The organism is Methylobacterium sp. B1 (assembly GCF_000333255.1).
In the GTDB taxonomy this organism is placed as follows: domain Bacteria; phylum Pseudomonadota; class Alphaproteobacteria; order Rhizobiales; family Beijerinckiaceae; genus Methylobacterium; species Methylobacterium fujisawaense.
On sequence record NZ_BACT01000318.1, the window covers coordinates 1 to 10,997 of the forward strand.

General features: G+C 71.6%; 9 protein-coding genes and 1 pseudogene. 6 read left to right on the forward strand and 4 right to left on the reverse strand.

The window, feature by feature from the left end:
* A partial coding sequence (locus tag I53_RS09285; protein WP_043349573.1) for a hypothetical protein occupies positions 1 to 428 on the forward strand: 428 nt, incomplete at its 5' end.
* 40 nt (positions 429 to 468) lie between these two features.
* On the opposite strand, the gene fae is transcribed toward I53_RS09285, so the two are convergent.
* Together fae and I53_RS09295 are read right to left on the reverse strand one after the other, a co-directional pair.
* Entirely contained in the window at positions 469 to 1,008 is a 540-nt protein-coding gene (gene fae, locus I53_RS09290; protein ID WP_020092273.1) for a formaldehyde-activating enzyme, read from the reverse strand.
* A 62-nt stretch (positions 1,009 to 1,070) separates the two neighbouring features.
* A complete protein-coding gene (locus I53_RS09295) occupies positions 1,071 to 2,312 on the reverse strand; it encodes a divalent metal cation transporter (RefSeq protein WP_043349578.1) in 1,242 nt (413 codons plus the stop codon).
* 80 nt (positions 2,313 to 2,392) lie between these two features.
* On the opposite strand from I53_RS09295, the gene I53_RS09300 reads away from it, so the two are divergent.
* Positions 2,393 to 2,608: a hypothetical protein gene (locus tag I53_RS09300; protein WP_043349581.1), complete on the forward strand. Its 216-nt coding sequence runs from the start codon at positions 2,393 to 2,395 to the stop codon at positions 2,606 to 2,608.
* Between the two features lie 18 nt (positions 2,609 to 2,626).
* On the opposite strand, the gene I53_RS09305 is transcribed toward I53_RS09300, so the two are convergent.
* Positions 2,627 to 3,073, reverse strand: coding sequence for a hypothetical protein (locus I53_RS09305; protein WP_043349584.1), 447 nt, complete (start codon positions 3,071 to 3,073; stop codon positions 2,627 to 2,629).
* A 250-nt stretch (positions 3,074 to 3,323) separates the two neighbouring features.
* Here I53_RS09305 and lexA point away from each other — a divergent pair, with 250 nt between their 5' ends.
* Positions 3,324 to 4,061 (forward strand): transcriptional repressor LexA, encoded by a 738-nt coding sequence (lexA, locus tag I53_RS09310; RefSeq protein WP_043349585.1) that lies wholly within the window; start codon positions 3,324 to 3,326, stop codon positions 4,059 to 4,061.
* Here lexA and I53_RS09315 read toward each other — a convergent pair.
* Positions 4,055 to 6,346, reverse strand: a pseudogene (locus I53_RS09315) (ComEC/Rec2 family competence protein). The gene lexA and the pseudogene I53_RS09315 overlap by 7 nt on opposite strands.
* 192 nt (positions 6,347 to 6,538) lie before the next feature.
* On the opposite strand from I53_RS09315, the gene gltX reads away from it, so the two are divergent.
* The 3 genes from gltX (at position 6,539) to I53_RS09330 (ending at position 10,436) form a co-directional block, all read left to right on the forward strand.
* Complete coding sequence (gltX, locus tag I53_RS09320; RefSeq protein ID WP_043349587.1) at positions 6,539 to 7,966, forward strand: glutamate--tRNA ligase; 1,428 nt, start codon at positions 6,539 to 6,541, stop codon at positions 7,964 to 7,966.
* A gap of 230 nt (positions 7,967 to 8,196) precedes the next feature.
* Complete coding sequence (gltA, locus tag I53_RS09325) at positions 8,197 to 9,486, forward strand: citrate synthase (RefSeq protein WP_012319002.1); 1,290 nt, start codon at positions 8,197 to 8,199, stop codon at positions 9,484 to 9,486.
* A 56-nt stretch (positions 9,487 to 9,542) separates the two neighbouring features.
* Positions 9,543 to 10,436, forward strand: a complete 894-nt coding sequence (locus tag I53_RS09330; RefSeq protein WP_043349589.1) for an AlkA N-terminal domain-containing protein — start codon at positions 9,543 to 9,545, stop codon at positions 10,434 to 10,436.
* Positions 10,437 to 10,997 lie beyond the last annotated feature (561 nt).

Consider the following 10,997-nt stretch of genomic DNA (forward strand, 5'->3'; position numbering starts at 1 on the left):
CCTGCGCGGCCCTGCTCCTCTGGGCGGAGGCCGCCCGGGCCGACAGCTGCGACGACCTCACCCGCCAGATCGCCGGCGCCATCGGCGGCAAGGTCGGCAAGCGGGCGGGCCCCAGCATCGACATCCGCATGGCCGGCCCGATCAAGTTCGACGTGACCTGCCGGGCCGAGCCGATCGTGCAGGCGACCTCGGCCGAGCCCGCCCCCTCGGCGACCTTCTTCCGCGACCTGTCGGTGGCCTCCGAGATCCTGGTCGGCGAGCCGGCCGCGACCGTCGAGCCGATCATCGCCAGCGCCTACCGGACCGCGCTGTCGGAGCGGCGCAAGTCGTTCATCCAGCAGAACGGCTGGTCGGCCTCCTGCTACACTGACCCGGGCAGCACCGCGATGCGGACCCTGTGCTCGGTGGGGCGCATCCCGCCGGGGTGATGCGATATCGACCCCGGCAGGATGCGCGCGAAGAGGCCGATCAGTACTCGATCACGCCGTCCAGGGCGTAGTGCTTCACGGTCTTCCGGTTGGCGATCAGCTCGTCCACCGTCGGCTCGCCCTTGAGGGCGCGGGCGATGGCGAGCTTCGTCGCCTCGTAGTTGGTCCGGTAGAGGTCCTTCTGGTCGAGGTTGTCGTCCTCGGCGCAGCGTTGATCGAGCCAGATCATGATGATCATGCACAGCTCGTCGAGCCCGTCCTTGGGCAGGATGCCCTCGATGATGCAGTCCACGATCGCGTCGCCGGTGGCGGCCTGGACCACGCCGCCGAGGAGCTCGGCATACTCGGCCGTGTGGATCGTGACCTTGGTGGTCATCATCGTGGCGGGGCGCACGAGCTGGTTGAGGTCGCGGACCACGAACATCCGCGTGTGGCCCTGGACCTGCCCCATCATCGACGCGAAGGCCTGGCCGACCGGACCGCGCACCGAGCCGATCAGCACCTCAGGCATGGCGTCGGTGTACTGGCCCTCGGCCGCCAGCACCGTGGCCTCGCCCGTGCGGAACCAGATCTCTTGCATGTTCGAACTCCACCTGATCGGAGCCCGCGGGAGACATCATCGGAGGCCCCGCGTCAATCGCGTCAGAGCAGGCCCACCCCGTCCAGGACGCCGACCATCGCGAACGCGATCGTGATCCCCGACACCGCGTAGACCACCCCCTTATAGACGCCCGCCACGCGCTGCCCCTCGGGCAGGGCCCGGGTGGCGAGGAGGATCAGCAGGCCGAGCGCCAGGGGCAGGAGCAGCGCGTTCATCACCTCCACGGCGATGTTGAGCGCCACGAGATCCGGCACGAGCTGCACGGCGACCGCGCCGGCCGCGACCGCGAGCGCGAAGGCGCCGTAGAAGGCCGGAGCCTCTCGGGGCGACTGCTCCAGGGAGTGCGGCCGGCCGGTCACGTCGCCGAACCCCCAGGCCAGCGCCAGGGCCACGACGTTGAGCGCCACGAAGGCCGCCGCGATGATGCCCACCCCGAACACCACCTGCCCGAGCCACGGCCCCAGGGCCGGCGTGAAGGCGCCCGCGAGATCGCCGACGGTCTCCAGCCCCTTCGCGCTACCCTGCCCGGCCTTGCCGATCGTGGCGGCGGCGGCGACGAGGATCGCGCCCATCACGCATTGCGAGACCACCGCACCCACGAGTGTGTCGAGCCGCGAGCGCCGCGCGTGCTCCCAGCCCAGGCCCTTATCGACGATCGCCGACTGCTGGTAGAAGATCATCCACGGCATGATCACCGCGCCGATATTGGCCGCGATCAGCACCCGGAACTGGCCGTCGCCCAGCGGCATGTCCCCGAAGGAGGCGACGATCTCGGGCAGGTTCGGCCGCGCCGCGACGGCGAGCCCGACGAAGACCAGCTCGAACAGGCCGACCACGATCGCCACGACCTCGACGCGCCGGTAGCTCCCGGTGAAGACGAGCCCCAGGAGCAGGCAGGCCGGCAGGCCGAGGCTCACGAGCCGCGGCACCCCGAACAGGTCCCCGATGCCGGCGATGCCGGAGAATTCCGTGACGATGGCGCCGATGCCGGCGACCACGAGGCCGCCGTACGAGATCCAGGCCCAGGCCGGCCCGTAGCGCTCCCGGATCAGCGCGCCGTGGCCGCGTCCGGTGGCGGTCCCGAGTCGCACCGTCAGCTCCTGGACGACGTACAGGATCGGCACCAGCAGGATCTGGAGGAGCAGGAGCGAATAGCCCCAGCGCGCCCCGCTCTGGGCCGCCGTGAGGAGGCTTCCGACATCCGTATCGGCCAGCATCACCACGAGTCCCGGGCCTGCGGCCTTGAGGTAAGCGGACAGGCGAGGCAGGGAAGCGCTGGGCACGGCTCGGGAACAGTCCCGCGCACGGCCGGTTCCGGCGGGCGCCTGCGGCGTTTTCCCGGGGCAGGCGGGAGGAACATGTGATGGCGGAGAGCACGGATCGGGGCTCCGGCTGGAGCCTGCAGGCGACCGCCGTGCCCGACGGGGTGCGCCTGGAACTCGCCCTGGCCGACCTCGGCGGCGCGCCGGTCACCGCCGCGATCGTTCTCGACCGGGCGGAAGCCCGGGCCTTCGCCCGCGCCCTGCTCGCCGCCGCCGGCGACGCGGCGGAACGGACCTTCCCGAAGCCGGGCGCCTGACGGCGCGCCGCCGGTCGGTCAGCGGGCGAGACCGGGATTGCGGCCGGGCAGGCGGGGGACCACGGTGCCACGCTTCTCGATCGGCGTGTCGCAGGCGTAGGCGAACTCGGTCTTCAGCGGATCGAACACGGTCTCGCCGGTGATCCGGCAATCCTCGCGCACGGTCTCGTCGAGATAGGCCCGGGCGGCGGTGCGGAAGCGCTTCACCCGGGTGGCGTCCGGCTCCGGATCGATCCGGGCCTCGCTCAGGTTGCAGCCGGTATATTCGCGCAGGGCGTTCGAGACGATCAGCATCCGGCGCATCTGCCGGTTGTCGTAGACCTCGTAGGGCTCCTTGCAGCCGATCGTCACCACCTGGGGGGTGAGCGCCACGTAGTTCCGCGAGATGTAGGAGAACCCGGTGGTGCAGCCGGCGAGGCCGAGGGCGGCGAGGCCGAGGGGCAGCAGAGCTGCGGGTCGTCGCATCCTCGTCATCCCAAGAGGGTCCCAGCCCGCGGCCCGGATCCGCCGCCTTCCCGGCGGGGCGCCGCGGTGCATTGAAACGGCTCCGCTTGCGCCGTCAATGCGTTTCTCGACCTTGCTCCCGCGAGCGCGGAGCGACGCGCCAAGCGTAGCGGTGCCGCCCTTGCGGAACACTTGCGGAACGTTTAACCTGTTCGTGATTTGTTTCAGAGACCGTCACGGGGCGGTCTGCCAAGCCGCGAGTCCCCCTTCGATGCTCACGCGCAAGCAGCTGGACCTCCTGCGTTTCATCCAGAGCCGGATGCAGGAATGCGGCGTCCCGCCGTCCTTCGACGAGATGAAGGACGCCCTCGACCTCAAGTCGAAATCCGGCATCCACCGGCTGATCACGGCCCTGGAGGAGCGCGGCTTCCTCCGGCGCCTGCCGAATCGGGCGCGCGCCATCGAGGTGATCCGCATCCCCGAGAGCCTGAGCCAGACGGTCCCATCTTCGGCCCCATCTTCGGCCCCGGCCGAGCCGCGCCGTTTCACCCCGAGCGTGGTCGAGGGCGGCAAGTCCAAGCCGCCGCCGGCCCCGGCCAGCACACGGATGATCGACGACGCCGGTCGTGCCATTTCGATCCCGGTGATGGGCCGGATCGCCGCCGGTACGCCGGTCTCGGCGATCCAGAACCAGAGCCATGCCATCACCCTGTCGCCGGATTTCGTGGCCGGCGGCGAGCACTACGCCCTGGAGGTGCGCGGCGACTCGATGGTTGAGGCCGGCATCCTCGACGGCGACCTCGTGGTGATCCGCAAGCAGGACACGGCCAATACCGGCGACATCATCGTGGCGCTGATCGACGACGAGGAAGCGACGCTCAAGCGTCTGCGCCGCCGCGGCTCCTCGATCGCCCTGGAAGCCGCCAACCCGGCCTACGAGACGCGCGTCCTCGGGCCCGACCGGGTCCGGATCCAGGGCCGCCTCGTCAGCCTCGTCCGCCGCTACTGAAGCGGCTCGGCCGGCGCGTCGCCGGGGGCGAGGTCCCCGCCCGACGCATCGGTTTCCGGAGGCGTTGTCGCCCCGTCGTCAGAGGCGCGGGCCTCCGCGGAGGGCGCGGTGACCGGTTGTGGCGGCCCCGACCCGTGTCCCGAGCGTGGTCGCCAGGGCACGGCGCGGCCATCGGCCCGGGCGTGACGGGCGACGAAGCTCTCGCCGTCGGACCTGAGGGCGACGGCGCCCTGGGCGGCCAGGACGCGCCGGTCGATCACCAGGGGGCCGGTTCAGGTCGGAGGGGCCACGAGGCCCGTGATCAGCACCGCGGCGCGGGCGCAATCCTCCGGGAAGGCCCGCCGGTCCCGGACCAGGGCGACCGCCCGTCCGTCCGGCAAGCGCGCGGTGCATCCGAGCCGGTCACAGCGGCCGCTGCCCGATCGGACGATCACTGCCCCGGCTCCCCGTCCGTCGCCGTCCGCCTTCAGCCATTGTTCGAGGACGAAGCCGGACGGGCTGCCGAGGGCTGCGAGCCGTCCGTCCGGCCCCCGCACCGCGGCTCCCGCGCCCTGCCGATCGACATAGAGGTCGTAGCGGTCGGGTCGGGCCGCGACGACGAGCCCGAGCAGGATCGGCGGCACGGCGAGCCAGCGCAGGCGGGAGGCCGGCAACGTCGCCAGCAGCAGGCCCGCGGTCAGCAGGAACAGCGCCGCGGTGCCGAAGGCCGGCACGACCACGATGGCCCGCTCGAACCCGGCGATCCACTGGGAGACGGCGAGCATGCCCCCCACCGCCTGACCCATCAGCCACCAGATCGGGCGGTCGAGGGCCAAGGGATAGGCGAGGATCCCGATCACCGCGGAGGGCATCACCACGAGGGAGACGAGCGGCAGGGTCAGGGCGTTGCCGACGAGGCCGAAGGGCTGGATCGTCTGGAAATGGTAGGTGGCGAAGGGTGCGGTCGCGACCTGCGCCACCAGGGTCGTGGCCAGGGTCCCGGTGACCGCCGAGAGGCTGCTACCGACGAGCCGACCGAGCCGGCCCGCCCCGGGGCGCACGAACAGCCGCCCGTCGATCAGCCGCGCGCAGGCGATCAGCCCGGCCACGGCGCCCGAGGACATCTGGAAGCTCGGGCCGAGCAGGCCCTCCGGCTCCCGGGCCAGGGCGATCAGCGCCGCGAGGGCGAGGTTGCGCATCGACAGGGCGGGCCGGTCCACCAGGATCGCGCCCAGCATGATCAGGGTCATGATCAGCGAGCGTTCGGCGGCGATGTCCCAGCCCGAGAAGGCGCAGTAGGCGGTGACGCCCACCATGGCGAAGCCGGCCGCGATCTTCTTGATCGGCCAGAGGAGCGCGCAATGGGGGACCAGCGCGAGGAGCGCCCGCACCAGCCAGAACACCACGCCGGCGGCCAGCACCATGTGGAGGCCCGAGATCGACACAACGTGGTAGATTCCGGCGGCGCGCAGCGCATCGTTGGTCGCCGGGCCGATGAGGCCGCGCTTGCCGGTCACCAGGGCCGCCGCCACCGCGCCCGCTTGGCCGCCGGCGGCCTCCGCGATCCGGCGGGTGAGCCCGTTCCGGGCCGCGTCGAGCGTGGCGGCGAGCCGCAGGCGGAGGGGCGGCGGCTCGGTCGGCGCCCGGATCGTGACCGCCCCGACCAGCGAGCCCACCGCGCCGATCCCCTGGAAGTAGGCGTCTCGGGCGAAATCGTAGCCTCCGGGCCGGGCCGCCTCCGGGGGTGGCAACAACCGGGCGGTGGCGGCGACGACGTCCCCGGGAAGCGGGGTCGGCGTCTTGCGGAATGACACCCGCACCCGGGCGGGCCGCGCCTCCGGCGCGAGGCCGGCGAAGCTCTCCACCCGGATCAGCAGCCGGGCGCCGACCTCGCGCTCGTCCAGGGCCTCGACCGTTCCGATGAGGGGGCCGATGGTGGTGCGGTTGAGGACCGGGGCGGCGACCTCCGAGACCCGCCAGGCCGCCGCCGCGAAGCCGAGGAACGCGGCCGCCACCGCGAGCACCGCCGCCAGCGCCGCAGGGCGCGCGCCGAGGAGCGGGATCGGCGCCAGGGCAAGGGCGGCGGCGACAAGGGGCGCGGCCAAGCTCGGCGCGCCGTCGGTCGCCGCGAAACAGACCAGGATCCCCCCGCCGAAGGCCACCGCCAGCCAGGGGAACAGCCGGCGCTGCTCGGCGTCCCGGGCGAGGCCTTCGGCCACCCAGTGGCGGATGACCGGGAGGGCGGGCGCGCGGGGGCCGGCCAGCGCCACCGCGCCGCCCGCCAGCCTCGCGCCGATCCGCCGCATCGCCGCCGCCCCGTTCCGCGCGACCTGTCTCGGGGCCGGGCGATTCTGCGGGCGATTCTTAACGCATCCTCCGGCTCGTGCTACAGCCGGTGCTTCGTGCTACGGGCGCCCTGTCGAGCCCCTCGCCGCTCCGCCGCCCCTTCGCCGTCCGTCGCGCTCCGTCCGCGACCAGCCCCGGAACATACCGGACCGATGTCCTCAGCCGTCGTCACGCGCTTCGCCCCCTCGCCCACCGGCTACCTGCATATCGGCGGGGCCCGCACGGCGTTGTTCAACTGGCTCTACGCCCGCCACACCGGCGGCAAGATGCTGCTGCGCATCGAGGATACCGACCGGGAGCGCTCCACCAAGGGCGCGATCGACGCGATCCTCGACGGCCTGTCCTGGCTCGGCCTCGACTGGGACGGGGACGTGGTGTTCCAGTTCGCCCGGGCCGAGCGCCACCGGGCCGTGGCCGAGGAGCTGCTGGCGGCCGGCCGTGCCTACCATTGCTATGCCACCGCCGAGGAGCTGACCTCGATGCGGGAGACCGCCCGGGCCGAGGGCCGCGCCCCCCGCTACGACGGCCGCTGGCGCGACCGCGACCCGTCCGAGGCCCCCGCCGGGGTCAAGCCGGTGATCCGCCTGCGCGCGCCGACCGAGGGCGAGACCGTCGTCGAGGACGCCGTCCAGGGCCGCGTGACCTGGGCCAACAAGGACCTCGACGACCTCGTCCTGCTGCGTTCGGACGGGACGCCGACCTACATGCTGGCCGTGGTGGTCGACGACCACGACATGGGCGTCACGCAGATCATCCGCGGCGACGACCACCTCACCAACGCGGCGCGCCAGAGCCAGATCTTTTCCGCCTTGGGCTGGGACATTCCCCGGATGGCCCATATCCCGCTGATCCACGGGGCGGACGGAGCCAAGCTCTCGAAGCGCCACGGGGCGCTCGGCGTCGAGGCCTATCGCGATCTCGGCTACCTGCCGGCGGCCCTGCGCAACTACCTCGTTCGGCTCGGCTGGAGCCACGGCGACCAGGAGGTCTTCTCCACCGAGGAGATGGTCGCGGCCTTCGACCTCGGCGCGGTGGGGCGCTCCGCGGCGCGGTTCGACTTCGCCAAGCTCGCCAACCTCAACGGCCTCTACATCCGCACCAGCACCGATGCCGATCTCGTCGCGGCGATCGAGACGATCCTGCCCAATGTCGGTCCCGGGCGCGGCCTGTCGGCGCCGCTGCAGCCCGACCTCAAGGACAAGCTCACCCAGGCCATGCCGGGCCTGAAGGAGCGGGCCAAGACGCTGATCGAGCTCCTCGACAGCGCCTATTACCTCTACGCCCAGCGGCCGCTGGCGCTGGACGACAAGGCCCGCGCCCTCCTCTCCGACGAGGGCCGCGCCCGGCTCGCCGGGGTGCGGCCGGTGCTCGAGGCGCTGCCGGACTGGAATGCGGCCTCGACCGAGGGTGCGGTCCGCCAGTACGCGGAGGACGCCGGCTGCAAGCTCGGGCAGGTGGCCCAGCCCCTGCGCGCGGCGCTGACCGGCCGCACCACCTCCCCGCCCCTGTTCGACGTGATGGCGGTGCTCGGCCGGGCGGAAACCCTCGCCCGCCTGGGCGATCAGGTGCCGCAGGTCTGAAGCCACCGGGCGTAGCCGGGGAACTGCCGGCCCCGGCTCGAATTGCGCTTGGTGGAATTTGCTTGGCGTCGGGGTCGGGTTGTCACCGACCCCGTTGCTGCTGCAGTGCCGTTTGGGTAACCCATGCCTGTGAGCACCCGCAGCATAATGCGTGTGCTCAGGCCCCCGGGACCGACTCGGGCAGCCCGAGCCCGGCATCCGCCACGTCGCCAGAGAAGGGTCCACGATCCATGAGCGCACCCAGCACCATCACCGTGGACGGCAAGTCGATCGAGCTGCCGGTGAAATCCGGCACGATCGGGCCGGACGTGATCGATATCGGCAAGCTCTACGCCCAGACCGGCGCCTTCACCTTCGACCCGGGCTTCACCTCGACGGCGTCCTGCGAATCGAAGATCACCTATATCGACGGCGACGAGGGCGTGCTGCTCTATCGCGGCTACCCGATCGAGCAGCTCGCCGAGAAGGGCGACTTCCTCGAGACCTGCTACCTGATGCTGTTCGGCGCCCTGCCGACCGCCGCCCAGCGGGCCGATTTCGAGTATCGGGTCACGCGCCACACCATGGTGCACGACCAGATGAACCGGTTCTTCACCGGCTTCCGCCGCGACGCGCACCCGATGGCCGTGATGGTCGCCTCGGTGGGCGCCCTCTCGGCCTTCTACCACGACTCGACCGACATCACGGACGAGAGCCAGCGGCTGATCGCGTCGATCCGCATGATCGCCAAGATGCCGACGCTCGCCGCGATGGCCTACAAGTACTCGATCGGCCAGCCGTTCGTGTACCCGAAGAACGACCTCGACTATACCTCGAACTTCCTTCGCATGTGCTACGCGGTGCCGTGCGAGGAGTACGAGGTGAACCCGGTCTTCGCCCGGGCGCTCGACAAGATCTTCATCCTGCACGCCGACCACGAGCAGAACGCCTCGACCTCGACGGTGCGGCTCGCCGGCTCCTCGGGCGCCAACCCCTTCGCCTGCATCGCGGCCGGCATCGCCTGCCTGTGGGGCCCGGCCCATGGCGGCGCCAACGAGGCGGCGCTCAAGATGCTGATGGAGATCGGCACCCCGGAGAACGTCGGCAAGTACGTCGCCAAGGCCAAGGACAAGAACGACCCGTTCCGCCTGATGGGCTTCGGCCACCGGGTCTACAAGAACTACGACCCGCGCGCCCGGATCATGCAGAGCACCACCCATCAGGTGCTGAAGGAGCTCGGCAAGACCGACGATCCGCTGCTCCACGTCGCCATGGAGCTGGAGCAGATTGCCCTCAAGGACGAGTACTTCATCGAGAAGAAGCTCTACCCGAACATCGATTTCTATTCGGGCATCACCCTCAAGGCGATGGGCTTCCCGACCGACATGTTCACGGTGCTGTTCGCCGTGGCCCGCACGGTCGGCTGGATCGCCCAGTGGGCCGAGATGATCGAGGATCCGTCGCAGAAGATCGGCCGTCCCCGCCAGCTCTACGTCGGTCCGACCCAGCGCGACTACGTGCCGGTCGACCAGCGCGGCTGAGGCAGGAGCACCTGTCCTGTGACGCGAGCGACGGGGCGGCCGAGAGGCCGCCCTTCGTGTTTGCGGGGGCGATCGAACGCCGCCTGCCCGTCCGGCCGCCCTACGACTGGGCGGCGATCCGCGCGTTCCTCGCCAAGCGGGCGATCCCGGGCGTCGAGGCGGCCGATCCCGTGGCGGCCTACGCCCGCACGATCAGCATCGCGGGGCGGCACGGGCTCCTGACGGTGGCGCCCGGCGCGGATTGCCTGCACGTCGCGCTGCGCGGCGTCGAGGCCGGGCACGCCGAGGCGGTCGCGGGGCGCCTGCGCCGCCTCTTCGACTGCGACGCCGATCCCGGCGCCATCGCGGCCTGCCTTGTCGGCGATCCGGTCCTGGCCCCGCTCGTCGCCGCGCGGCCGGGATTGCGCCTCCCCGGGGCCTGGGACCCGTTCGAGACCGGCTGCCGGGCGATCCTCGGTCAGCAGGTCTCTGTGGCGGCCGCAATCGGGCTCGCGGGCAAGCTGGTGGCGGCGTTCGGGACGCCCCTCGCGGAGCCGCTGGGCGGGCTGACCCACGTCTTTCCCACGCCGGCGGATCTGGTCGAGGCGGATATCGCCCTGGCGCTCAACATGCCGCGGGCCCGCGGCGCGGCGATCCGGGCGCTGGCCGCGGCGGCTTTGGCCGATCCGGACCTGTTCGCCCCGGCGGAGTCGCTGGAGGCCGCGGTGCTCCGCTTCACGGCGATCCGCGGGATCGGTCCCTGGACGGCGCAGTACATCGCCATGCGGGCGCTCAAGCTGCCCGACGCCCTGCCGGTGGGCGATGTCGGCCTGCTGCGAGCGCTGGAGAGCCGCACCGGGCGTCCGAGCCCGGCGGCGCTCCTGGCCCGGGCCGAGGCGTGGCGCCCGTTCCGGGCCTACGCGGCGCAGCACCTCTGGGCGGCGGACGAGGCGACCGTGAAGGGGCGGTGATCGCCTTCCCTGATGTCAACGCCGCCGTCCTTGCGAGCGGAGCGAAGCAATCCAGTCGGCACCACGCTAACGTATGCCGCTAGCCCTGAGTCACTTCGCTGTGCTCGCGATGACGGAGGGGCTGGTCGACCCGGTGCCCCCATGGCACCTTCGCGTTTCTGATCCTGACGCTGATCGCTCTCTACCTGTATGTGCCGTGGGTCCGACTGCGCGCCAGCGGGATCGAAGGCTCCAGCCGGCCGGTGCGCTTCTGGACGAACGTCGCCATGCTGGGGGTCAGCCTCGCCGCCTGCCTCGCCTTCGCGATCATGCTCGCCCGCCGAGCCGGGCTCCTCTGAGCTCCGGGACGTCGGTGCGGCATCCTCGTGAGGCCGCACGGGCCGCGACCGCCGGACCGGGGACGCTTGCACGGTGCCCGGCCGGAGGCGCCTGCCCAGCGCCCTGAACCGGGGGTGGTCTCCCCTTACATACGTTATGTAATACGAGATGTTCTGGCGCGGGAATGATCGAGATTGACCGTGCCAATAGCCTGATCGAGCTTAANTAAATAGCTTTGAACAA

Bases quoted from the DNA above. Each gene is read 5' to 3' on its own strand.
- fae (WP_020092273.1), bottom strand. From the start codon at position 1,008: ATGCAAGAGATCTGGTTCCGCACGGGCGAGGCCACGGTGCTGGCGGCC.
- I53_RS09300 (WP_043349581.1), top strand. From the start codon at position 2,393: ATGGCGGAGAGCACGGATCGGGGCTCCGGCTGGAGCCTGCAGGCGACC.
- I53_RS09305 (WP_043349584.1), bottom strand. From the start codon at position 3,073: ATGCGACGACCCGCAGCTCTGCTGCCCCTCGGCCTCGCCGCCCTCGGC.
- lexA (WP_043349585.1), top strand. From the start codon at position 3,324: ATGCTCACGCGCAAGCAGCTGGACCTCCTGCGTTTCATCCAGAGCCGG.
- gltX (WP_043349587.1), top strand. From the start codon at position 6,539: ATGTCCTCAGCCGTCGTCACGCGCTTCGCCCCCTCGCCCACCGGCTAC.
- gltA (WP_012319002.1), top strand. From the start codon at position 8,197: ATGAGCGCACCCAGCACCATCACCGTGGACGGCAAGTCGATCGAGCTG.